The sequence below is a fragment of the Bradyrhizobium sp. 195 genome (assembly GCF_023101665.1).
Lineage (GTDB): Bacteria > Pseudomonadota > Alphaproteobacteria > Rhizobiales > Xanthobacteraceae > Bradyrhizobium.
Window position 1 is genome coordinate 2139400 of record NZ_CP082161.1, and the last position, 23532, is coordinate 2162931.

Below are 23532 nucleotides of genomic sequence, written 5' to 3' on the forward strand. Positions count from 1 at the left end.
ATTCGCGAGGTGACGGAGGCAAGCAGGAACTCGTCTCCGGGGAGAGCGCGCCATACGCCGTCAAACATCGCCGCAGGGAAGGCCGGACGTTTCCGGCTTCACCTGTCATCCGTTGTGCATTGCGTGTGCATTCTCATCGCACGACGGACAAGCGGGTGCCAGCCGGCGCCCGGCCTTCCCTGCGCCCTTTCGCCATGAGGGCGTGAAGAGGACAGCAAAACTCGGGCGGAACAAGCCGCGAGGAGGTGAAGGCATGTCTGCACCCCCACACTCGCTGTCATCGCCCGGCTTGACCGGGCGATCCAGTACGCCGAGACGGCGGTTGTTGAATCGAGAAGTCGCGGAGTACTGGATTCCCCGCATTCGCGGGGAATGACAGCGGAAGTTGGAGGACGAGCTGTCGCGCCATACTCCGCCATTGCGAGGAGCGAAGCGACGAAGCAATCCAGAGTCTTTCCGCGGAGGGATTCTGGATTGCTTCGTCGCAAGGGCTCCTCGCAATAACGTGGAGGGAGTGGGCGTAAACTTTCCGCTCGTGCCCCGGACGCAGCGCAGCGCTTCTTCAGCGGTGCGCTGCAGAGCCGCGGCCCATGCTGTCGTGTGCCGTGCGAATGGCCGTCGTGCAAACGGCACGGACGGGCATGACGCCTGCGCAGGCTATGATCGCCTTTCGACCTTGCGCGCTCTCTCGGCCTGTCTTACGCAGTCTCCGAATAGTGATGCATTGCCAAAGCCCTGAGGGAGCCGACATGACCATCCGCAACACCCGCACCGGGGGCCAGATCCTGATCGATCAGCTCGTCGCTCAAGGCGTCGAGCGCGTCACCTGCGTGCCGGGCGAGAGCTATCTCGCCGCGCTCGATGCGCTGCATGACAGCCCGATCGACGTCATGATCTGCCGCGCCGAGGGCGGCGCGGCGATGATGGCGGAGGCCTATGGCAAGCTCACCGGGCGGCCCGGAATCTGCTTCGTCACCCGCGGCCCCGGCGCCACCAATGCCAGCCACGGCGTGCACATCGCGATGCAGGATTCGACGCCGATGATCCTGTTCGTCGGCCAGGTCGACACCGGCATGCGCGAGCGCGAAGCGTTCCAGGAACTCGACTACAAGGCGGTGTTCGGCACCATGGCGAAATGGGCGGTCGAGATCGATCGCCCCGATCGCATTCCGGAGCTGGTGGCGCGCGCCTTCCGCGTCGCCATGCAGGGCCGTCCCGGTCCCGTGGTGATCTCGCTGCCGGAGAACATGCTGACCGAGACCGCGGCCGTTGCCGATGCCATGCGCATCGAGCCGGCGGCGAGCTGGCCCGCGCCGGCCGACATCGAAAAGCTCGGCGCCATGCTCGCCAGCGCCAAGGCGCCGCTGGTCATCCTCGGCGGCTCGCGCTGGACGGAAGAGGCCACCAAGAGCATCGCGCGCTTTGCCGAGCGGTTCGACCTGCCGGTCGCGACCTCGTTCCGCCGCGCCTCGCTGATCGATGCCGATCATTTGCATTATGCCGGCGATCTCGGCATCGGGCCCAGCCCGGGCCTGAAGGCGCGCATCGACAATGCGGACGTCATTCTCCTCATCGGCGGTCGCATGTCGGAGATGCCGTCTTCGTCCTACACGTTGCTCGACATCCCCAATCCGAAGCAGAAGCTGGTCCACGTGCATCCGGGCTCCGAGGAGCTCGGCCGCGTCTATCAGCCGGCGCTGGCGATCCAGGCAACGCCAGCCGCGTTCGCCGCAGCGGTCGAGACGCTGAAGCCTTCAGGCGCGGTGGCCTGGAAGGGCGAGGCCGCCAAGGCCCATGCCGATTACCTTGCCTGGACCGAGAAGGCGCGCGAGCTGCCGGGCACGTTCCAGTACGGCCAGGTCATGACCTGGCTGCGCGACCGCCTGCCGAAGGACGCCATCGTCTGCAATGGCGCCGGCAATTATGCCGGCTGGATTCATCGCCATCACCGCTTCCACAGCTTTGCAGCTCAGCTCGCGCCGACCTCGGGCTCGATGGGTTATGGCGTGCCGGCGGCGGTGCTTGCGAAGCGGCAATATCCGGATCGTACCGTTGTCGCCTTCGCCGGCGACGGCTGCTTCCTGATGAACGGCCAGGAGTTCGCAACGGCCGTGCAATATGACGCAGCCCTGGTCGTCATCGTCGTCGACAATTCGCAATACGGCACCATCCGCATGCACCAGGAGCGCGACTATCCCGGCCGCGTCGTCGGCACCCAGCTCAAGAACCCCGATTTCGCGATGTACGCAAAAGCGTTCGGCGGTCATGGCGAGCGCGTCGAGCGCACCGAAGAATTCGCACCGGCGTTCGAGCGCGCGCTGGCCTCCGGCAAGCCGTCGATCCTCCATTGCATCATCGATCCCAGGGCGATCTCGGTCGGCAAGGATTTTGCTCCCGCGGTGAAGGCTTAAAGCGATGGCGACCGGCCGCCACGTCGCCATCATCGGTGCCGGCGCGGTCGGTGTGATCAGCGCCATCGAGGCGCTGCGCGAGGGCCATCGCGTCACGCTGATCGATCCGGGCGAGCCCGGCGGCGAACAGGCGGCGAGCTATGGCAATGCCGGCTGGCTGTCGTCGCATTCGGTGATCCCGCCGGCCGAGCCTGGCATCTGGAAGAAGGTGCCGGGCTATCTCATGGATCCGCTCGGGCCGCTCGCGATCCGCTGGTCCTACCTGCCGAAGGCGCTGCCCTGGCTGATCAAGTACCTGCTCTCGGGCTGGACCGAGGCGCGGGTCGAGACGACGGCCTTTGCGCTGCGCGATCTGCTCAAGGACGCGCCGCTGCTGCACCGGCAGCTCGCGGAAGAAGCCGGCGTGCCCGAATTGATCGAGCGCAACGGCGTGATGCATGTCTTCCCATCGCGCGACAATTTCGACAACGATCTCGGCTGGCGCCTGCGCAAGAAGGTCGGCGTCGAATGGCTGGAGCTTTCCGCCGACGAGATGCGTCAGCGCGAGCCTGATCTGCATCCGCGCTACACCTTCGGCGTGGTGGTGGAAGAGGCCGGCCGCTGCCGCGATCCCGGCGCTTATGTCGCCGCGCTCGCCAGCCATGCGATTGCCAGCGGCGTAAAGCATGTGCGGGCCAAGGCGACCGGGCTGAAGCTTTCCGGCAACAAGCTCGTCGCGGTCGTCACCGAGACCGGCGAGATCGCCTGCGATGCTGCCGTGGTCGCCGCGGGTGCCCGGTCGAAGCAGCTCACGGCCTCGATCGGCGATCCGCTGCCGCTGGAGACCGAGCGCGGCTATCACGTCATGATCGAGAATCCGGAATCGGGGCCGCGCAGCTCGATGATGGCCTCGGACGCCAAGATGGTGGTGAACTGGACCAACAAGGGCCTGCGCGCCGCCGGCACCGTCGAGATCGCGGGCCTGGAGGCGGCGCCGAACTGGAAGCGCGCCGAGATCCTGCGTAACCACCTCGTCAGCATGTTCCCCAAACTGCCGAAGGACATTCCGACGTCGCGCATAAAGACCTGGTTCGGGCACCGGCCGAGCATGCCCGACGGATGTCCCTGCATCGGCTATGCGCGCGCCTCGCGCGACGTCGTCTATGCCTTCGGCCACGGCCATGTCGGCCTGGTCGGCTCGGCTCGCACCGGCCGGCTCGTCGCCCAGCTCGTAAGCGGCAAGCCGCCTGAGATTCCGCTGGCGCCGTTTGCGCCCGATCGTTTCCTCTGAGGTCGCAGCATGACCAGTTCAGCCAATTCGTCCTCCCGCATCGCCCGTGGCGGCAAAGCCATCTACGGCGCGCCGCTCGGCATCCTGATGCTGGAAGCGCGCTTCCCCCGCATTCCCGGCGATATGGGCAACGGCACAACCTGGCCGTTCCCCGTGCTCTATCGCGTGGTGAGCGGGGCATCGCCGGAGAAAGTGGTGCTGAAGGGCGCGGCGGGCCTGCTGCCCGATTTCATCGAGGCGGCGAAAGATCTGGTGCGGCTGGGTGCCGAGGCCATCACCACCAATTGCGGCTTCCTCTCGCTGTTCCAGAAGGAGATCGCGGCCGCGGTCGGCGTTCCCGTTGCGACGTCGTCGCTGATGCAGGTGCCGTGGGTGCAGGCGACCTTGCCGCCGGGCAAGCGCGTCGGCCTCGTCACGGTGTCGGGCTCGACCTTGACGCCGGCCCATCTCGAAGGCGCCGGCGTGCCGCTCGATACGCCGCTGGTCGGCACCGAGAACGGTAAGGAATTTTTCCGCGTCCTGATCAAGGCCGAGAAGGACGACATGGACATCGCGCAGGCCGAGCGTGACGTGGTCGAGGCCGGCAAGCAACTCGTCGCAGAGAACCCCGACGTCGGTGCCATCGTGCTCGAATGCACCAACATGCCGCCCTATGCGGCAGCGCTTCAGGCCGAAGTCGGGTTGCCGGTCTACGACATCTATTCCATGATCACCTGGTTTCATGCCGGGCTGCGCCCGCGCATCTTTGCGTGAACGGGTCCGAGAGATCGTCACTAGTCCTGGAGTGAACCCATGAAATTATCCGGCAAGGTCGCCGCCATCACCGGCGCAGCGCGCGGCATCGGCAAGGCCTGTGCGAAGAGATTTTTGGACGACGGCGTCAAGGTCGTCATCTCGGACGTCGATGCCGATGGGTTGGCGGCGACCGCCGCCGAGCTCGGTCGTCCCGATGCCTTGCGCACCATCGTCGGCAATGTCGCCAGGCGGGCAGACGTAGACCAGCTCGTCGCCACCGCCGTGAAGGAATTCGGCCGGCTCGACATCATGGTCAACAATGCCGGCGTCGCCCGCAACCGGGACATCCTCGAGATTACCGAAGAGGAATTCGACGAGATCATCGGCATCAACCTGAAGGGCGCGTTCTTCGGCGTGCAGGCGGCCGCCAGGCAGATGATCGCGCAAGGCAGCGGTGGCGGCGTCATCATCAACATGTCCTCGGTGAATGCGCTGCTGGCGATCCCGGCGCTGGCGACCTACGCGATGTCCAAGGGCGGCATGAAGCAGCTGACGTCAGTCGCCGCCGTTGCGCTCGCCCCGCACAACATTCGCGTCGTCGCGGTCGGGCCCGGCACGATCCTGACCGACATGGTGGCGTCGTCGATCTACACCTCCGAGGATGCCCGCAGGACCGTGATGTCGCGGACGCCAGCGGGCCGCGGCGGCGAGCCGAGCGAGGTGGCGTCCGTCGTGGCGTTCCTGGCGAGTGATGATGCGTCCTACATCACGGGGCAGACGATTTACCCCGACGGCGGGCGGCTGATCCTGAACTACACGGTGCCGGTGAAGGAGAAGTAGGGGCGCAGCGCTTACCACATGCTCACTGTCATCGCCCACGAAGGCGGGCGATCCAGTACTCCGAGACAGCAGTGATAGAACCGAGCGGCCGCGGCGTACTGGATTCCCCGCCTTCGCGGGGAATGACAGTCGTTGTGAGGCGAGCAGGTTTTCCCTATCACTCCGCCGCAACTGTCATCCCATACCCCAGCCGCTTCGAAATGCCCGCCGCGCAGTCGCGCAGCGCGTGCGCGATCGGGCTGTCCCAGCGCGCATCAAACGTGCCTTCCGGCCCCATCGCGGTGATGACCAGCGCCACATGGCCGGAATGGTCGAACACCGGCGCGGAGAACGCATTGACGCCGGGCAGGGGATCGCCGAGCGCGCGGGCGAGGCCGTGTTTGCGCACCTCGGTCAGCATCTCGGCGATCTTGGCGCCCTTTACGGCGCGCTTCGGATTGTAGCCGACGCCGTGACGGTCGAGGCCGCTTTCGAGCGCGGCATTGATCGTCTTCTCCGGCAGGAACGCTGCAAAGGCACGGCCGGTCGCGGTCTCCAGCAGAGCCATCACGGAGCCGGCCCGCATCACGATGTGCACCGGCTGGGCCGGCTCCTCGAGCTGCACCACGGTCGGACCGTGCGTGCCCCAGACCGCGAGCGAGACCGCATGTCCGATCTGGCTCGCGAGCGCGGCGATCTTCGGCCTTGCGATGCGCACGCCGGAGAGCCGGCGCAGGCTGATCAGGCCGAGCTCCAGCGCCAGCGCGCCGATCTCGTAGCGTCCGGTGGTCTCGCCCTGCTCGATCAATCCGATGCGGGAGAAGCTGGCGAGATAAGGATGCGCCTTGGCCGGCGTCATGCCGGCCTCGCGCGCGAGATCGCGCAGCATCATCGGCTCGCCGCTGCGGGCGAGGGCACGGAGCAGTTCTCCGCCGACCTCGATGGACTGGATGCCGCGGCTTTCCCTCTTCATGCGCCTCCGATGCGCTTGGCTTTACGCCGCGTTGCGCTTGGCGGCGCTGTCGGCGAGATGACGGCCGGCAATGTAGCCGAAGGTCAGCGCCGGCCCAAGCGTGATGCCGGCCCCGGGATAATTGCCGCCCATGATGCTCGCCATGTCGTTGCCGGCGGCATAGAGCCCGGGAATGACCCGGCCCTCGGCGTCGAGCGCGCGCGCGCTCTCGTCGGTGACGATGCCGGCATAGGTGCCGAGATCGCCGATCACCATTTTGATGGCATAGAACGGGCCGTTCTCGATCGGCGCGACACAAGGGTTCGGGCCGTGCATGGCGTCGCCCTGGTAGCGGTTATAGGCCTTCGAGCCCTTGCCGAAGGCGGCGTCGTGTCCCAGCGGCGCGCTCGCATTGAACTGCCTGACCGTCTCGGCGAAGGCCTTGGCATCGATGCCGGCCTTTGCCGCCAGCGCCTCCAGCGTGTCGCCGCGCATGAGATAGCCGGTATTGAGATGATGACCCAGCGGCATCGGGAAGGGCGGCACGCAGCCGAGGCCATATTTGCGCAGCGTCTTGTGATCGCAGACGAGAAACGCCGCGATCTCCTCGCCGGGCTTGGCGGCCTTGACCATGGCCTGGACGAAGTCGTGATAGGAATTGCCCTCATTGGCAAAGCGCCGGCCGTCGCGCATCACCGCGATCACGCCGGGCTTGGCGCGGTCGATGAAGTGCGGCATCACGCCCTTCGATCCGTCCTTGCGCGTCGTCACCGAAACCGGCACCCAGGCGGCTGCATTCGGCAGGCGATCCTCGACATGCCCACCGGCACTTTCCGCAAGGCGCAGGCCGTCGCCGGTATTGCCAGTGGGGCCCGGCGAGAAATGCTCGTTGCCGGTCGGCGCATGCGGAAACATTTTTCTGCGGCGTTCGACATCATGCGGGAAGCCGCCGCAGGCGAGCACGACGCCATGGCGCGCACGGACGCGGACGTCGCGTCCCTCGAGCGAAACGATGGCGCCGGTGACAGTGCCGTTCTCGACCGTCAGCTCGCGCACCGGCGAGGACAGCCACATCGGAATCTTCAGGTCGAGCGCGGATTTGGCGAGGCGCCCGGCGAGCGCGTTGCCGTTGGTCAGCGTCATGCCGCGGCCGTAGCGCAGCACGTCCATCAGATGCTGCGACAGGCGCTTGGCCACGTAGACCGCGGAAGTCAGCGATTTCGTCACCCGCATGAAGTGGATGATCTCCTTGCCGGAGCCAAGCATCATGCCGAACACGGTGAGCTCGGGCAGGGGCATGCCCAGCGTCTTGATCTGATCGCCAAGCTCGCGGCCGTCGAACGGACGTGTCACCATGGAGCGGCCGCCCTGCGCACCGCCCGGTGCCTCGGCGTGATAGTCCGGAAATACCAGCGGCATGTCGAAGCGCAGCGCCGTCTTGGTCGTAAAGAAATCGACCGCCTCGGGACCCGCACTGAGGAATGCATCGACGCGCGCGGCATCGAAATTGTTGCCGGCCTCATGGCGCAAGTAAGTGCGGGCCTGCTCCGGCGTCTCCTCGATGCCGTACGCCTTCGCCAGCGACGTGCCGGGGATCCACAGCCAGCCGCCGGAGCGGGCGGTGGTGCCGCCGAAGCGCGGCTCCTTCTCGACGATCAAGACGTCGAGGCCGCGATGGCGCGCGGTGATCGCGGCCGACATGCCGGAGCAACCCGATCCAGCCACGAGCACGTCGCACTCGTAAGTCTCAATTGCGCTATGCTCGTTGCCGGTCATGTGGCCTCACTTCTTCAGCAACGGGCATTTGGATTCGGAGACCGGGCGGAAGGCGTCCTCGCCCTTCACGATCTTGACGATATCCAGATAGTCCCACGGCTCCTTGGATTGCTCGGGCGTCTTCACCTTGGCGAGATACATGTCGCGAATGACGCGGCCATCCTCGCGCAAGCGTCCGCCATGGACGAATGTATCCTCGATCGGCAGCTCGCGCATCTTGGCCATCACCTTGGCGGAATCGTCGGTGCCGGCGGCCTTGATGGCCTTGAGATAATGCAGCACCGAACCGTAGACGCCGGTCTGGATCATGGTCGGCATCACCTTGGTGCGCTCGTAGAACTTCTTCGACCAGGCGCGGGTTGCCTCGTCCATGGCCCAGTACGACGCCGTGGTCATGTAGGTGCCCTGCGCGGCTTTGAGGCCGATCGCGTGCACGTCGGTGTCGAACATCAGGAGGCCGACCAGCTTCTGGCCGCCCTGGACCAGGCCGAACTCGCCGGACTGCTTGATCGCGTTGTCGGTGTCCTGGCCGGCATTGGCGAAGGCGACGACGTCGGATTTCGAGCTCTGTGCCTGCAGCGCGAAGGAGGAGAAGTCCGCGGTGTTGGTCGGATGCTTGACGCCGCCGAGGACCTTGCCGCCCATCTCGTTGATGAAGCGCGTAGCGTCCTTCTCGAGCTGCTGGCCGAAGGCGTAATCCGCGGTGATGAAGTACCAGGACTTGCCGCCTTCCTTGATCACGGCGGAGGCCGTCACCTTCGACAGCGCGTAGGTATCGTAGGTGAAGTGCACGGTATTCGGGCTGCACAGCTCGTCCGTCAGCGAGCTCGCGCCGGGACCGGAGAGCAGGGCGACCTTGCCCCGCTCGCGCACCATGTTGTGGACGGCGATCGCGATGCCGGAATTGGGGATGTCGACGACGGCGTCGACCTTGCCGTTGTCGAACCAGCCGCGCACGATCTGCACGCCGACGTCGGTCTTCATCTGGTGATCGGCGCTGATGATCTCGATCGGCTTGCCGAGCACGGTCGGCCCGAATTCCTCCACCGCCATCTTCGCGGCTTCCACCGAGCCCGGCCCGCTGTTGTCGCGACCCCAGCTCGACAGATCCGTCAGCACGCCGATCCGCACCGCGTCGTCGGAGACCTGTGCGGTCGCGGCGGATGTCATGGCAACGGAAGTCATGGCCGCGAGCATGGCGCAAGCCAGAAGCCCTCTCATGGTTGTTCCCTCTCTTATTGGCCGCTTGGCGCGGCGGGTTATTCTGGCGGCAAGTTAGATAATGGTGAATTAGTTTGCCAATGGCGAATAGGCCGCCGGTGAACGACCGGAAGCGGAACTACTTCCACGCCGTCATTGCGGACCAACGGGTCCGCGCGAAGCGCGGTCCGATGACAGGCTCCGCGAAGCAATCCAGACTGTTTCCGCGGAGGAAGGCTGGATTGCTTCGTCGCAAGGGCTCCTCGCAATGACGAATGTTGAAGCAACTGTGCGCAAAATCTCGCGCAGTGATCCTGTAGGAGCCAGCACGCCCGCAGGTTGCAACCGTCGCTGCGATTGGCCATGATGCTCGCAGGAATCTTGGGGCAGGGCATGACGGCAGCAACGGGGATTTCCGCGGGGGCGGAGAAATCGACGACGGCGCATGTGGTGTGGGCGAGCGCGCTCGGCACTGCGATCGAGTGGTACGATTTCCTGATCTACGGCACGGCGGCGGCGCTGGTCTTCAACAAGCTGTTCTTTCCGAGCTTCGATCCCTTCGTCGGCACGCTGGCGGCGTTCTCGACCTACGCGGTCGGTTTCGTGGCGCGGCCGATCGGCGGCGCCATCATCGGGCATTACGGCGACCGGCTCGGCCGCAAGACCATGCTGGTCGCAACCATGATCGCGATGGGGCTCGGCACCTTCCTGATCGGCTGCCTGCCGACCTACAGCCAGATCGGCGTCTGGGCACCGATCCTGCTCGTCATGCTGCGCTTCGTTCAGGGCATCGGCTTAGGAGGCGAATGGAGCGGCGCGGTCGTCATGGTGATCGAGCATGCCGGCAATCGCCGCGGCTTCTACGGCAGCCTGGTGCAGATCGGCTTTCCAGTCGGCGTTGCCGCCTCCACCGGCATTTTCGGCCTGATGACCAGGCTGCCCGAAGCTGATTTCCTGAGCTGGGGCTGGCGCGTGCCGTTCCTGATCAGCATTTTGCTCGTCGGCGTCGGCTTCATCGTGCGACTCAAGCTTGCGGAGACACCGCACTTCAAGGAGGTGGTCGAGCGCAAGGAAGTGCTGGCGCAGCCGGTGCTCGAGGTGCTGCGCCGCGACTGGCGCAGTTTTCTGCTGGCGATCGGCATCACGGTGTCGGAGGTCGGGCTCGCTTATCTCCTCACCGTCTTCACGGTTGTTTACGCCACGACCAAACTCGGTCTGCCGCGTCAGGTCATCCTGAATGCCGTGGTCTATGCCGCGATCGTCGAGTTCGCAACACTGCCGCTCGCCGGCTGGCTTTCCGACATCTTCGGCCGCAAGGCGCTCTATCTTGCCGGCGGCGTGTTCTCGGTGGCGCTGGCGTTTCCGTTGTTCTGGTTCCTCGACACCAGGGAGCCGGCGCTGATCACGCTGGCGCTCGTCGTCACGATGACGCTGACGCATGCCCTGCTGTTCGGACCGAAGGCGGCCTTCATGCCCGAGCTGTTCCGCACCCAGGTGCGCTACAGCGGAGCCTCGCTCGGCGCCAATGTCGCCGCAGCGCTGAGCGGCGGCTTCTCGCCGCTGATCGCCGCCGCGCTGCTCGCATGGGCCGGTTCGTACTGGGCCGTGTCGGTCTATATCATCGCGCTCTCGATCATCACGATCATTGCGACGCTGATTGCGCCGGAGACGGCGCGCGACGCGCTGAAATCCTGACGTCGATCGTCTCGCGCGACGTAGCACGGGAAAAGGGAACCATCGTCGCTCAACCGCCGGGTTCCGCCCGCCGATTGCCTTTTGTTGGCCGGCAAGCGAACCTCCTGCGGCCATATTTGAGAACGAGTGATTTCCCGCGAGGGAGGCGCTTCGATGACCAAAGCTCTGATCACTGCTGTCGCAATGCTGGCCTGTGTGCCTGTGAGCGCCGTTGCGCAGGAGCGCGCGGGCGATGCAGCGCTCGGCGCGGTATCCGGCGCGGTCGTGCTGGGCCCGGTCGGGGCGGTCGCCGGAGCCTTGATTGGCTACACCGCCGGACCTTCGATCGCTCGCTCCTGGGGCATGAGAGGTTCGCAGTCGGCAAGACATCGTCAGCCGCCACGCCGCGCGGCCGGCGGCCCGTCGCGCACGCGCGAGGTGATGGCAGCCAACGGCCAGATGAGAGCTGCCGGCAATACGGCTCCGCCGGTTCAAGCCGCGCCCACCATGCCGGCGCAGAGCCTAACGCCGCCCGTACAGGGATTCGACTAGATCCCAGCTTTAAGCCGGCGCCTTCGGCCGCAGCCGATCGACCTGGCGGGCTTGCGCCTAGGACTGGCCGAGGATCTTCCTCGCGGCGCGAAGATGCGGCTTGTCGATCATCTGGCCGTCGAGCCGCAGCGTGCCGGAATTGGGATTGCTGGCGAACGCCGCGATCACTTTCTCCGCCCAGGTCCGTTCGGCGTCCGTCGGCTCGAACGCCGCGTTGACGATGTCGACATGCTTGGGATGGATCAGCGCCTTGGCCGAAAAGCCGTCGCGCCGTGCGGCGCGCGTCTCCTGCTCAAGGCCTGCGAGATTGTCGATGTCGGTGTAGACCGTATCGATCGGCGCGACCTCGGCCGCGGCCGCTGCCATCAGGCAGAGATCGCGCGCGAGGCGATAGGGACTGTGGAACACGCCGCCCGAGGCTTTCTCGGTGGCGCCGAGCGAGGCTGAGAGATCCTCCGCGCCCCACATCAGGCCGGCGAGGCGGGGAGAGCATCCCTTGTAGCTGCCGAGGCCGAAGATCGAGCCGGCGGTCTCCGTCGCGACGCAGACGATGCGCGTCGCGCCGACTGCGATGCCGGCCGCAGCTTCCAGCGCTTCGAGCCAGGTCGCGATCTGCCGTACGTCATCGCCGCTCTGCGATTTCGGCAGCACGATGCCGTCGGGCTTGCCGGGCATCACCGCGGCGAGATCTGCGAGCGTCATGCCGGTGTCGAGCGCGTTGACGCGGACATAGAGCTGATGCGGGCCGCGAGAGCCCTTCAGCATCGCCAGAGTTAACCCGCGCGCCTCCGGCTTCTTCTCGCTGACGACGGAATCCTCGAGATCGATGATCAGTGCGTCGGCCTTGCCTTCGCTCGCCTTCTCGAATTTGCGCGGGGAATCGCCCGGCACGAACAGCATCGAACGCATCAGATCGGCCTCTTGTGCATCATCGCCATGCGCCGGCATTTGCCGACGATCTCGTGGTTCTGGTTGAGGGCATGGCCCACCGAAAAGTCCTCGAAGTAAAGTCCGGCCATCGCGGTTTCCTCCCTGCGAAATAACGGCGCGCTCTTAGCGTCACGCCGCATGACCCCATGCATGGTACACACACTCGATCGACAAATTCACGTATCTGTACCAAGCTTTTCAAGTTAAAGAACGCAAGCGGGGGCACGTCCGGGTGCAGCAATCGGAAACGGCCCTTCGAGGGGAAAACGCGACGAGGAGGGAGATGGCGAGGTCGCGGCTCCCGACAGGGAGATCACGAGCATGGATTTCGCGCTCACCGATCAGCAGGAAGCCATTCGCGACGCCATCGCCAAGATCTGTGAAGGCTTTCCGGACGCCTATTGGCTGAAGAAAGACCACGACGGCGGCTTCCCGCACGACTTCCACAAGGCGCTGGCCGACGCCGGCTGGCTCGGCATCTGCGTGCCGGAAGCCTATGGCGGCTCGGGCCTCGGCATCACGGAAGCTGCGATCATGATGCGCACCATTGCGGAATCGGGTGCCGGCATGTCCGGGGCCTCCGCGGTGCACATCAACGTGTTCGGTCTCAATCCGGTCGTCGTGTTCGGCACCGAGGAACAGCGCAAGCGCATGCTGCCGCCAATGGTCGAGGGCCGCGAGAAGGCGTGCTTCGCCGTCACCGAACCCAACACCGGCCTGAACACCACCCAGCTCAAGACCCGCGCGGTCGCCAAGAACGACCGCTACATCGTCAACGGCCAGAAGGTGTGGATCTCGACCGCGCAGGTCGCGCACAAGATCCTGCTGCTGGCGCGCACCACGCCGCTGGAGGAGGTGCGCTCGCCGACCCACGGTCTCAGCCTGTTCTACACCGATTTCGACCGCAACAAGATCAAGGTCCATGAGATCGAGAAGATGGGCCGCAAGATCGTCGATTCCAACGAGCTGTTCTTCGAGGACTTTGAAATTCCGATGGAGGACCGGATCGGCGAGGAAGGCAAGGGTTTCCAGTACATTCTCGAAGGCATGAACCCGGAGCGCATCCTGATCGCCGCGGAGGCGGTCGGCCTCGGCAAGCTCGCGCTGGCGAGAGCCACCGAATATGCCAAGACGCGCGTGGTGTTCAACCGGCCGATCGGCAAGAACCAGGGCATCCAGCATCCGCTCGCGGTGAACTGGGTCGAGCTCGAGGCGGCGTGGCTGATGGTGATGTCGGCGGCCTGGCAGTACGACAAGGGCATGCCCTGCGGCGCTGCGGCCAATGCCGCGAAATATCTTGCGGGCGAGGCGGGCTTCTCGGCCTGCGAGCAGGCCGTGATGACTCATGGCGGCTTCGGTTACGCCAAGGAGTTTCACGTCGAGCGCTATTTGCGCGAGGTGCTGATCCCGCGCATCGCACCGGTCAGCCCGCAGCTCGCGCTTAGCTTCATCGCGGAGAAGGTGCTGGGGCTCGCCAAATCGTACTGAGCGAGTCTTGCCGTGCTGCTATTCGGAGGCGATGCGTTCCATTGCCATGGCGCGTAGCCGGGCACGCTGGATCTTGACGCCGTTGGCGCTGTCGGTGACGGGGAAGGCATCCACGACATAGATGCGCGCCGGTACCTTGTAGCCGGCGAGCCGGTCGCGCAGGTGCGCGATCAGCCTCGCCGGTATCGGCGGCTCCTGTGCCGGGATCACGAACGCGACGCAGCGCGCCTGGCCCTTCAGATCCACGGCGACCACCTGAGCGTCGGCCACGCCGGCGCAGGATTTGAGCTCGTCCTCGATCTCGCCGGGGGCGACGAGGAAACCGCCGAGCCTCATCGCATCGCCCGCGCGGGTCTCGTAGACGAAGGAGCCGTCGCCGCGCAGCCGGCCGATGTCGCCGGTGCGGAAGAACCCGTCGGCCGTGATCGCTTCGCGCGTCGCCTCCGGATTGTTGAAATAGCCGAGGAAGCAAGACGGCGCGCTGATCTCGATCTCGCCGGAAACGCCGAACGACACAAGCTCGCCGGTCTCGCTGTCGCGCACGCGCACGCCTGCGTCAGGTGCCATCGGCCAGCCGCCGCCCTCGATCCGTTCGGCGAAGGCGTCTCCGGCACGGCCAATCGAGAACAGCGCCTGCACCTCGCTCGATCCGTAGAGACCGAACAGCGGCAGGCCGCGCGCCTCGGCCTCCGCGGCAAGCTCGCGCCAGCCGGGCTGGAACGCAGCGAAACCGCAGACTTCCAGATGCTTGAATGGGCGTGGTGCCTCGGTAAGGGCGAGGATGCGGCGGAACATCTCGTCGGAGCCAAAGGCGTGCGTGATTCCGTGCTCGCTGAGAATCTTCAGGGCCGGCGCCGCCTCGAAGGCGTCAAGCACATGGATGGCCGCGCCCGCCGCGACGAAGCCGAGCAGGCTTGTCATGCCAAAGGTGCCGCAGAACGGCAGCATGGCCAGTAGCGAGTGATGTTGCGGATCAAGCTTGAGCGCTTCGGCGACGGAGGTGGCGTGCGTGGCCAGCGTGCGCTGCGAATGCGCGACGAGCTTCGGCCCCTTGGTGGTGCCCGATGTGGTGTAAAGCAGGACCGGCAGGTCGATGTCGTCCGGAGCCGGCGGGGCGGGGGGATAAGCCCTGTCGAAGGCGTCGAAGCGCACGCAGGGCCAGTGCGCCGGGATCGCATCCGCGCCGATCACCGCGAGCTTCTGCAGCGCGGGCGCCTCGTCCTTGCCAACATCGGCGAGGATCGCGGCGAAATCGATCGAGCGGAAGGCGGCCTCGACCACCATCAGCTTGGCGCCCGAGAGGCGGAGCAGATGCGCGACGTCGGCGCTGCGGTACCGTGTATTGACGGCCGCGACGATCGCACCAAGGCGGGCGGCGGCGAACAGCAGCGCGAGCCATTCGATCCGGTTGATCAGCCAGACCGCGACCACGTCGCCCTTGCCGATGCCTTGCGCCGCAAGCCAGGCCGCGCTCTGCTCGATCTTGGCAGCGAATTCCGCGCGCGAGACCGGCGTGCCGTCGAATACGAAGGCTGGATCGGCGGCCTCTGTCCGGAGCAGCGATTGCAGCGAAAACGCGTTGGCACTCATGGCAACCGGAGTAACCTGATCGCGCAAACCTGTCTACTTGGTGCCGAACATCCGATCGCCGGCGTCGCCCAGGCCCGGCACGATGTAGCCGTGGTCGTTGAGCCGCTCGTCGATCGCGGCGGTCCAGATCGGCACGTCGGGATGTTCGCGCTGGAACTGCGCGATGCCCTCGGGCGCGGCCAGAAGGCAGACGAAGCGGATGTCGCGGGCGCCGCGGGCCTTGAGCAGGGAGGCGCCGGCACAGGCCGAGTTACCGGTCGCCAGCATCGGGTCCATCAGGATCACGGTGCGGTCGGACAGGTCCTGCGGCGCCTTGAAGTAATATTCCACGGCCTGCAATGTCTCGGGGTCGCGGTAGAGCCCGATATGGGCGATGCGCGCCGAGGGCATCAGCGCCAGCATGCCGTCGAGGAAGCCGACGCCGGCGCGCAGGATCGGCGCCAGCGTGAGCTTCTTGCCGGCGATCTTGGGCGCCTGCATGGCCGCGATCGGCGTCTCGATCCCGACCAGCTCCAGCGGCAAATCGCGCGTCACCTCGTAGCCGAGCAGCATCCCGATCTCGTTCAGGATCTCGCGAAAGCTCTTGGTCGAGCGGTCCTTCTCCCGCATCAGGGAAAGCTTGTGCTGGACCAGGGGGTGGGCGACGACGTTGACATTGCCAGTGCTCATGAAACCGATCTACACGGTTCCCTCAAATTGCGCCAGATCGGCCGGGCCTTTTCCGCCGGACGGCTGGCCTCAACCGGGCATTGCCACTGCGCTGCGGGCCCGGTTGCTCGCCGCATAGGCGGCCATGGTCAATTCGCGGTCGATCGCTGTGCGCATCGCGTCCATCGTGGGCTGGCGCAGGCGTCGCTTCGCGGTCGCATGCGACGGCTTGTGGATGGCGCGCAGCGCGGCGATGGTCTCCGCAAGGGTGCCGTCGACGGCATCCGGCGCAACCACACGATCCAGGAACCCGGCGGCCAGCGCCTCCTCGGGCTCGTACATTTCACCGAGCGTGGCGGTGCGGCTGAGCCAGGCCGGATGCAGGCGGCTGCGCGCCAGCTCGATGGCAAAGCTCGGCGGCGCGATGCCGATCGCGACCTCGTTCAGCCCCATGCGGTGCGGCCCGCGCGCGCCCAGCCTGACATCGCAGGCGAGCAGCAGGAACGTTCCCATCGGAAACGCGTGACCCTCCATCACGCCGACCGTCGGATGCGGAAACGACATCAGCCGCAGCGCAAGCTCCGCGCCGGCACGGACCATTTCGAGGCTTCTGGCGGCATCGCCCGAGGCGAACACCTTCAAATCGAAGCCGGCAGAGAAGATGCCGGGCCGTGCCGAGCGCAGCACCACGATCTCGGCTTCCTTTTCGGCCCGGTCGAAGGCGGTACCGATCGCGGCCAGCATGGTCGTCGACATCACGTTGACCTTGCCGTCGTCGAGCCCGATCCGCGCGACGCCCTCGTTCACCTCAAAGTTCACTCCCGCTGCCATTAGTCTCTCCTGTCATGGACCAGGCTTGACTGTCGGAGGCTGATGTAGACCAATCAATATAATCTCGTGCGAAAGGGGAGAGCGCCATGCCGGCCGTGCCGAAACACCGCCAGCCCATCATCAATGCCGCGGTGACGCTGTTCCGCCGCCAGGGCTTTGCCCGGACCGGGCTGAACGACATCGTCGATGTCAGCGGCGCGCCAAAAGGATCGCTCTACCATTACTTTCCGGACGGAAAATCCTCGATCGCGGTGGCGGCGGTGGAGGAGGCGGGCCGCCGCGTGGCGGCGACGGTCGCCAAGCTCGCGGAGGATTGCGGCTCGACCGGCGACCTGTTGCGCGCCCATGCAAGGTTGCTTGCAGGCTGGATGCAGGGCTCCGGCTTTCGCAATGGTTGCCCGATTACGACCGTGCTGCTCGAGCTCGCGCCGCGCGAGCGCGCCGTGTCCGATGCGGGTCGCAAAGCTTATGCTGCGCGATTATCCATTCTGCGCGACAAGCTGCTCGCGGACGGCTTTGCCAGATCTCGCGCCGAAGCGCTCGCGGTGCTCTGCACGTCGGCGCTTCAGGGCGCGCTGATCCAGGCCCGCGTCGAGCGCAGCGGCCGGCCGATCGAGGTCACAGCGGCGGAATTGGCCCGGCTGATCGAGAGGGAGGCGGGGAGCTAGACGCCGAGCCCGCGCGCGTGATCACGAGCGTCAGGATCGCGCCCCAGATCAGGCTCAGCGTCATGGTCAGGATGGTCACGGTGACCACCTGCTCCAGATTTCCCTTGAGGAGCGGCATGCTGGTCAATCCCCGTCAGGCGTGGAGATGCCAGAGATAGATGGCGGCTCTCAGCGCGATCAGGGCGGTGAGCACGCTGCCCATCGAGATCACGGTCAGCGCATGCAGCGCGAGGCGCTTGACCTGAGCCATGCGCAGCTTCGATAGCGCTGGCTGATGTTCAGCCCACCGCAGCGGTTGTTCAACGCCATGTGTCAACGTCGGCATTTCTGGAGTCCTTCGGGTCTAGCGGAAACTGTCGCAAGCGAGCGGCTGGTAAGGCGCGCCCAGCATGGGGTGAACGGAAGGAACGCTCGGCCGCGATGCGTCTGCGGCCAATTCCCGGACCTCGACGAGGGCCGACAGCACAGCCAGAACGAGGTCGGCGTGGCGCGCCTCGACGGCGGAGCCGAGCCAGTCCGGCAGCTCGCGCTCGCGCGACAGCGCACAATGCCATTCGCCCTCGTCATAGGCGATGCGGCGGACCTGCCACAGCGGCAGCTCGAGCTCCAGCAGCGCCAGCGCCGCATCGGTCCAGGCTTCAGCGTCGATCAGGCGCGTGAGGCGTGTCGTGCGTTCGCTTTGGTCGAACGAGGCGACGCGCCGGCAGGCCCTGTCGATAATTTCGAACATCAACGGACGCGTCATCGCCGGTGTCGCGCGAAGCTGCTGGCCGAGGGAGGGCGGGTCGAGGCGTCGCAGAATGGCGGTCATGTCAGGCCTCCTGGAAATGGCGTCGGTCAGTCGGCCGGCATTGCCAGGATGGGCCTCAAAGGCATTTGAAAACGAGATGGGGATCGGGCGAGAGATATAGAGATTTCATAGGTGCGGGGCGGGTGAGCGTCGCCCGCCCGGCCTTTATGAGATTCCTATAACGTCGCCATAGGCCTCATCTCGAAAACCTATGACCGCGCTGGCATTTCAGCACGGTCAAACTTCCGGCTGTCATCCGGGGACATGCGTTCCATGTCCTTCGCGAGCCCGCCGGGTCACCGAGAGAAAGTTGCGTCGGCCTTTGGGGACGCAACGAGGAGCAATCCGATGATGGACATTCTGATGCTGGCGCTGGGCTTCGGCTTCTTTGCGGTCGCGATCGGCTACACCTACGCCTGCGAACGGCTGTGAGGGAGCGGACCATGATCTTCGATTATGCGCTCGCCGGCGCCGTCTCGTTCGGCCTCCTGATTTATCTCACCTACGCGCTGCTGCGGCCCGAGCGGTTCTGACCCGTGCTGCTGCTCGTCGAATTGCTGCTGGCGGACGCCGTGCTCGTCGCCGGCCTGCTGACGGTGCTGCTGCCGCTGCTGCGCCGGGCACCAAGCTTGAAGGGTTGATTCCATGACTATGGTCGGTTGGCTCCAGATCATTCTGTTCTGCGTCATCATCGTCGCACTCACAAAACCGCTCGGCTGGTACATGACGCGGGTGTTTGGCGGCGAGCGCACATTCCTGTCGCCGGTGCTGCGGCCGATCGAGGCCGGCATCTACTGGATTTCCGGCGTTGACCAGAAGCGCGAGCAGCATTGGCTGGCCTACACGGTCGCCATGCTGCTGTTCCATGTCGGTGGCTTCCTCGTCATCTACGGCGTGATGCGCCTCCAGGCCGTGCTGCCGTTCAATCCGGCCGGGCGGGGCGCGGTTGCGGAAGATCTCTCCTTCAACACGGCAATATCGTTCATCACCAACACCAACTGGCAGAATTACGGCGGCGAAAGCACCCTGTCCTATCTGGTGCAGATGCTGGGCCTGACGCACCAGAACTTCCTGTCGGCCGCAACCGGCATCGCACTCGCAATGGCCCTGATCCGCGGCTTCTCGCGCGCCTCGATGCGCACCGTCGGCAATTTCTGGGTCGACGTCACCCGCTGCACGCTTTATGTGCTGCTGCCGATCTGCATCGTCTACACGCTGTTCCTGGTGTGGCAGGGAATGCCGCAGACGCTCGGCGATTATGTCGAGGCCACCACGCTCGAAGGCGCCAAGCAGACCATCGCGGTCGGACCGGTCGCTTCGCAAGTCGCGATCAAGATGCTCGGCACCAATGGCGGCGGCTTCTTCAACGCCAATGCCGCGCATCCCTTCGAGAATCCCACCGCGCTGTCGAACTTCGTGCAGATGCTCTCGATCTTCGCGCTCGGCGCCGCGCTCACCAACGTGTTCGGCCGCATGGTCGGCAACGAGCGCCAGGGCTGGGCAATCTTGTCCGTGATGGGCGTGCTGTTCATCGCCGGCGTCGCCATCACCTATTGGGCGGAGGCGAACGGAACCGCGACGCTGCAGGCGCTGGGCCTGACCGGCGGCAACATGGAGGGCAAGGAAGTCCGCTTCGGCATCGTCGCGTCCTCGTTGTTCGCCGTGGTGACGACCGCTGCGTCCTGCGGCGCCGTTAACGCCATGCATGACAGCTTCACCGCGCTTGGCGGCATGATCCCGCTGATCAACATCGAGCTCGGCGAGATCATCGTCGGCGGCGTCGGCGCCGGCATGTACGGCATGCTGCTGTTCGTCATCCTTGCGATCTTCGTTGCTGGCCTGATGGTCGGCCGCACGCCGGAATATGTCGGCAAGAAGATCGAGGCGCGCGAGGTCAAGATGGCGATGCTGGCCATCCTGGTGCTGCCGCTGATGATCCTCGGCTGGACTGCGGTCGGCGTGGTGTATCCGGCGGCCGTCGCCTCCATGGCGAACGCCGGGCCGCACGGCTTCACCGAAGTGCTCTACGCCTATACGTCGGCGGCCGGGAACAACGGCTCCGCCTTCGCGGGCCTCACCGGCAATACTTTCTTCTATAATCTCACGCTGGCCAGCGCGATGTTCGTCGGCCGCTTCTTCATGATCGTCCCGGCGATGGCGATCGCGGGATCGCTCGCGGAGAAGAAATCGATCCCGCCGTCCATGGGCACGTTCCCGACTACCGGGGGCCTGTTCGTCGGCCTCGTCGTCGGTGTCATCCTGATCGTGGGCGGCCTGACCTTCTTCCCGGCGCTCGCGCTCGGTCCGATCGTCGAGCACCTGGCGATGAACGCCGGCAACCTGTTCTGATTGTCTGGAGTGACCTCCATGGATACGACCAAACTGCAAAAGCGTGCGCCGATGTCGGCAATGCTCGATCCCAGGATCGTTGTCCCTGCGATCCGCGCCTCCTTCACCAAGCTCGATCCGCGGCTGATGATCAAGAACCCCGTGATGTTCGTGGTCGAGATCGTCGCTGCGCTGACAACCGTGATTTTCCTGCGCGACCTCGTCACCGGTGGCGCCGGTCTCGGCTTCACCTTCCAGATCATCGTCTGGCTCTGGTTCACGGTGCTGTTTGCCAATTTCGCCGAGGCGGTGGCCGAAGGCCGTGGCAAGGCGCAAGCCGAGACGCTGCGCAAGACGCGCACTGAGAGCCAGGCCAAGCTCCTGACCGGGGCCGGCGCGGCTTTCAAGCTCGTGCCGGGCACGAGCCTGAAGGTCGGCGACATCGTGCTGGTCGAGGCGGGCGACACGATCCCCTCGGACGGTGAAGTGATCGAGGGCGTCGCCTCGGTCAATGAAGCCGCCATTACCGGCGAGTCCGCGCCCGTCATTCGCGAATCCGGCGGCGACCGTTCCGCAGTCACCGGCGGCACGCAGGTGCTGTCGGACTGGATCCGCGTCCGCATCACGGCAGCCCAGGGCTCGACCTTCATCGACCGCATGATCAAGCTGGTCGAGGGTGCCGAGCGGCAGAAGACGCCGAACGAGATCGCGCTCAACATCCTGCTCGCGGGGCTCACCATCATCTTCGTGTTCGCCACCGTCACCATTCCGAGCTATGCGGCCTATGCCGGCGGCTCGATCTCGGTGATCGTGCTGGTCGCGCTGTTCGTGACGCTGATCCCGACGACGATTGGCGCGCTGTTGTCCGCAATCGGCATCGCCGGCATGGACCGTCTCGTGCGCTTCAACGTGCTGGCGATGTCCGGCCGCGCCGTCGAGGCCGCAGGCGACGTCGATACACTGCTGCTCGACAAGACCGGAACCATCACGCTCGGCAACCGGCAGGCGACAGCCTTCCGTCCTGTGCGTGGCGTCACCGAGCAGGAGCTGGCGGATGCCGCCCAGCTCGCCTCCCTCGCCGACGAGACGCCGGAGGGCCGCTCCATCGTCGTGCTGGCCAAGGAGAAATACGGCATCCGCGGGCGTGACATGGCAGAATTGGGAGCCACCTTCATCCCTTTCACGGCGCAGACCCGCATGAGCGGCGTCGACGCCGGCGGCTCGTCAGTGCGCAAGGGGGCGGTCGACGCCATGCTGAACTATGTCGGCGGCGGCGCGCCCCTGGCCGTTGCCTCGGGCAACACGGCTCGCGCCGTCCAGCCCGCCGGGCTCTCGGACATTGGCCGCGAGATCCAGACCATTGCCGACGAGATCGCCAAGTCCGGCGGCACGCCGCTGGCGGTCGCCAGGGATGGCAAGCTGCTCGGGATCGTCCAGCTCAAGGACATCGTCAAGGGTGGCATTCGTGAGCGCTTCGCAGAACTGCGCCGCATGGGTATCCGCACCATTATGATCACCGGCGACAACCCGATGACGGCGGCCGCGATCGCGGCGGAAGCCGGCGTCGACGACTTCCTGGCGCAGGCCACCCCGGAGGACAAGCTCAAGCTGATCCGCGACGAGCAAGCCAAGGGCAAGCTGGTCGCGATGTGCGGCGACGGCACCAACGACGCGCCAGCGCTGGCGCAGGCCGATGTCGGCGTCGCCATGAACACCGGCACCCAGGCCGCCCGCGAGGCCGGCAACATGGTCGACCTCGACTCCAACCCGACCAAGCTGATCGAGGTGGTCGAGATCGGCAAGCAGCTCTTGATGACGCGCGGTGCGCTGACGACCTTCTCGATAGCCAACGACGTCGCCAAGTATTTCGCGATCATCCCGGCCATGTTCCTGGCGTTTTACCCCCAGCTTGGCGTGCTCAACGTCATGAATCTGTCGAGCCCGCAGAGCGCCATCCTGTCGGCAATCATCTTCAACGCGCTCGTCATCATCGCGCTGATCCCGCTGGCGCTGAAAGGCGTCGCCTACCGCGCCGTCGGTGCCGGCGCGCTGCTCCGGCGCAACCTCTTGGTCTACGGCCTCGGCGGCATCGTCATTCCCTTCATCGGCATCAAGGCGATCGATCTCGTCGTGACCGCCCTGCACCTGGCCTAACCCCGTCATTGCGAGCGTAGCGAAGCGACGAAGCAATCCAGACTGCCTTCGCGGAACGACCCTGGATTGCTTCGCTTCGCTCGCAATGACGAAAGACTGGAGACACAACATGCTCAGAGAAATCCGCCCCGCCATCGTCCTTTTGCTGATCCTCACCGCCATCACGGGCTTGGCCTATCCACTCGCGATGACGGCCATCGCCGGCGCGCTCTTTCCCGCGCAGGCACAAGGCAGCCTGGTCGAGAAGGACGGCAAGGTGATCGGCTCGGCCCTGATCGGGCAGGAGTTCAGAGAGGACAAGTATTTCCACGGCCGCCCGTCGGCGACGGTTGCGCCGGACCCCAATGACTCGACCAAGACGGTGTCGGCACCCTACAACGCCGCCAATTCGGGCGGCTCCAATCTCGGCCCGACCAGCAAAGCCCTGGCCGACCGGCTGAAGGAGGATGTGGACAAGCTCAAGGCTGAGAATCCGAACCAGCCGGTCCCGGTCGACCTCGTGACGACCTCGGCCAGCGGTCTCGATCCGGATATCTCGCCCGAAGCGGCGCAATTCCAGGTGCCACGGGTAGCGAAGGCGCGGAATCTGCCGGAAGACACCGTGAGGAAGCTTGTAGCTTCCAACGTTCTGGGCCGCTGGTTCGGGTTGCTCGGCGAACCCAGGGTTAACGTTCTGGCGCTGAATCGCGCGCTCGATCAGGCGGCGGCGAAGTAGC

At 65.6% G+C, this 23532-nt stretch carries 21 protein-coding genes; 13 read left to right on the forward strand and 8 right to left on the reverse strand.

The window, feature by feature from the left end:
• The first annotated feature begins 749 nt into the window (after nucleotides 1-749).
• The 4 genes from IVB26_RS09960 to IVB26_RS09975 are packed head-to-tail and all read left to right on the forward strand — an operon-like array spanning nucleotide 750 to nucleotide 5256.
• The gene (locus IVB26_RS09960; protein WP_247971501.1) at nucleotides 750-2411 is read left to right on the forward strand and encodes a thiamine pyrophosphate-binding protein; all 1662 of its coding nucleotides are present in this window, start codon (nucleotides 750-752) and stop codon (nucleotides 2409-2411) included.
• 4 nt (nucleotides 2412-2415) lie between these two features.
• Nucleotides 2416-3681, forward strand: coding sequence for an NAD(P)/FAD-dependent oxidoreductase (locus IVB26_RS09965; protein WP_247971502.1), 1266 nt, complete (start codon nucleotides 2416-2418; stop codon nucleotides 3679-3681).
• 9 nt (nucleotides 3682-3690) lie between these two features.
• Entirely contained in the window at nucleotides 3691-4434 is a 744-nt protein-coding gene (locus IVB26_RS09970) for an aspartate/glutamate racemase family protein (RefSeq protein WP_247971503.1), read from the forward strand.
• Between the two features lie 39 nt (nucleotides 4435-4473).
• Nucleotides 4474-5256 carry an SDR family NAD(P)-dependent oxidoreductase gene (locus tag IVB26_RS09975; RefSeq protein WP_247971504.1) on the forward strand — a complete coding sequence of 261 codons (783 nt, stop codon included), beginning with the start codon at nucleotides 4474-4476 and terminating at the stop codon, nucleotides 5254-5256.
• A 157-nt stretch (nucleotides 5257-5413) separates the two neighbouring features.
• Here the strand turns inward: IVB26_RS09975 and IVB26_RS09980 are convergent, their stop codons facing one another.
• The 3 genes from IVB26_RS09980 to IVB26_RS09990 are packed head-to-tail and all read right to left on the reverse strand — an operon-like array spanning nucleotide 5414 to nucleotide 9184.
• Nucleotides 5414-6208: an IclR family transcriptional regulator gene (locus IVB26_RS09980; RefSeq protein WP_247971505.1), complete on the reverse strand. Its 795-nt coding sequence runs from the start codon at nucleotides 6206-6208 to the stop codon at nucleotides 5414-5416.
• Nucleotides 6209-6229: 21 nt separating this feature from the next.
• Complete coding sequence (locus tag IVB26_RS09985; RefSeq protein WP_247971506.1) at nucleotides 6230-7963, reverse strand: FAD-dependent oxidoreductase; 1734 nt, start codon at nucleotides 7961-7963, stop codon at nucleotides 6230-6232.
• A 6-nt stretch (nucleotides 7964-7969) separates the two neighbouring features.
• Nucleotides 7970-9184 carry an ABC transporter substrate-binding protein gene (locus tag IVB26_RS09990; RefSeq protein ID WP_247971507.1) on the reverse strand — a complete coding sequence of 405 codons (1215 nt, stop codon included), beginning with the start codon at nucleotides 9182-9184 and terminating at the stop codon, nucleotides 7970-7972.
• A 372-nt stretch (nucleotides 9185-9556) separates the two neighbouring features.
• Between IVB26_RS09990 and IVB26_RS09995 the strand changes: the two genes are divergently transcribed.
• Both IVB26_RS09995 and IVB26_RS10000 read left to right on the forward strand, forming a co-directional pair.
• On the forward strand, nucleotides 9557-10858 hold the full coding sequence (locus tag IVB26_RS09995; RefSeq protein ID WP_247971508.1) for an MFS transporter: 1302 nt from the start codon (nucleotides 9557-9559) through the stop codon (nucleotides 10856-10858).
• A gap of 153 nt (nucleotides 10859-11011) precedes the next feature.
• Nucleotides 11012-11389, forward strand: coding sequence for a hypothetical protein (locus IVB26_RS10000; RefSeq protein WP_247971509.1), 378 nt, complete (start codon nucleotides 11012-11014; stop codon nucleotides 11387-11389).
• Nucleotides 11390-11446: 57 nt separating this feature from the next.
• On the opposite strand, the gene IVB26_RS10005 is transcribed toward IVB26_RS10000, so the two are convergent.
• Entirely contained in the window at nucleotides 11447-12298 is an 852-nt protein-coding gene (locus IVB26_RS10005; protein ID WP_247971510.1) for an HpcH/HpaI aldolase/citrate lyase family protein, read from the reverse strand.
• 342 nt (nucleotides 12299-12640) lie between these two features.
• On the opposite strand from IVB26_RS10005, the gene IVB26_RS10010 reads away from it, so the two are divergent.
• Nucleotides 12641-13807 (forward strand): acyl-CoA dehydrogenase family protein, encoded by a 1167-nt coding sequence (locus IVB26_RS10010; RefSeq protein ID WP_247971511.1) that lies wholly within the window; start codon nucleotides 12641-12643, stop codon nucleotides 13805-13807.
• Nucleotides 13808-13825: 18 nt separating this feature from the next.
• Here IVB26_RS10010 and IVB26_RS10015 read toward each other — a convergent pair whose 3' ends face one another.
• The 3 genes from IVB26_RS10015 to IVB26_RS10025 all read right to left on the reverse strand — a co-directional run bounded on the left by IVB26_RS10015 (nucleotide 13826) and on the right by IVB26_RS10025 (nucleotide 16876).
• Nucleotides 13826-15397 (reverse strand): AMP-binding protein, encoded by a 1572-nt coding sequence (locus tag IVB26_RS10015; protein WP_247971512.1) that lies wholly within the window; start codon nucleotides 15395-15397, stop codon nucleotides 13826-13828.
• Nucleotides 15398-15430: 33 nt separating this feature from the next.
• Nucleotides 15431-16066 (reverse strand): uracil phosphoribosyltransferase, encoded by a 636-nt coding sequence (upp, locus tag IVB26_RS10020; protein ID WP_246929746.1) that lies wholly within the window; start codon nucleotides 16064-16066, stop codon nucleotides 15431-15433.
• Between the two features lie 69 nt (nucleotides 16067-16135).
• Nucleotides 16136-16876, reverse strand: coding sequence for a crotonase/enoyl-CoA hydratase family protein (locus IVB26_RS10025; protein WP_247971513.1), 741 nt, complete (start codon nucleotides 16874-16876; stop codon nucleotides 16136-16138).
• An 86-nt stretch (nucleotides 16877-16962) separates the two neighbouring features.
• On the opposite strand from IVB26_RS10025, the gene IVB26_RS10030 reads away from it, so the two are divergent.
• Entirely contained in the window at nucleotides 16963-17544 is a 582-nt protein-coding gene (locus tag IVB26_RS10030; RefSeq protein WP_247971514.1) for a TetR/AcrR family transcriptional regulator, read from the forward strand.
• 343 nt (nucleotides 17545-17887) lie between these two features.
• On the opposite strand, the gene IVB26_RS10035 is transcribed toward IVB26_RS10030, so the two are convergent.
• Nucleotides 17888-18355, reverse strand: coding sequence for a hypothetical protein (locus IVB26_RS10035; protein WP_247971515.1), 468 nt, complete (start codon nucleotides 18353-18355; stop codon nucleotides 17888-17890).
• 252 nt (nucleotides 18356-18607) lie between these two features.
• Here IVB26_RS10035 and IVB26_RS10040 point away from each other — a divergent pair, with 252 nt between their 5' ends.
• From IVB26_RS10040 to IVB26_RS10060, 5 genes are all read left to right on the forward strand, one after another.
• Nucleotides 18608-18766, forward strand: coding sequence for a hypothetical protein (locus tag IVB26_RS10040; protein WP_247971516.1), 159 nt, complete (start codon nucleotides 18608-18610; stop codon nucleotides 18764-18766).
• Between the two features lie 11 nt (nucleotides 18767-18777).
• Nucleotides 18778-18867, forward strand: coding sequence for a K(+)-transporting ATPase subunit F (locus tag IVB26_RS10045; protein ID WP_035698142.1), 90 nt, complete (start codon nucleotides 18778-18780; stop codon nucleotides 18865-18867).
• A gap of 112 nt (nucleotides 18868-18979) precedes the next feature.
• On the forward strand, nucleotides 18980-20683 hold the full coding sequence (gene kdpA / locus IVB26_RS10050) for a potassium-transporting ATPase subunit KdpA (protein ID WP_247971517.1): 1704 nt from the start codon (nucleotides 18980-18982) through the stop codon (nucleotides 20681-20683).
• Between the two features lie 18 nt (nucleotides 20684-20701).
• The gene (gene kdpB / locus IVB26_RS10055) at nucleotides 20702-22816 is read left to right on the forward strand and encodes a potassium-transporting ATPase subunit KdpB (RefSeq protein WP_247971518.1); all 2115 of its coding nucleotides are present in this window, start codon (nucleotides 20702-20704) and stop codon (nucleotides 22814-22816) included.
• Between the two features lie 109 nt (nucleotides 22817-22925).
• A complete protein-coding gene (locus tag IVB26_RS10060; RefSeq protein ID WP_247971519.1) occupies nucleotides 22926-23531 on the forward strand; it encodes a K(+)-transporting ATPase subunit C in 606 nt (201 codons plus the stop codon).
• The last annotated feature ends 1 nt before the right edge of the window (nucleotide 23532 follow it).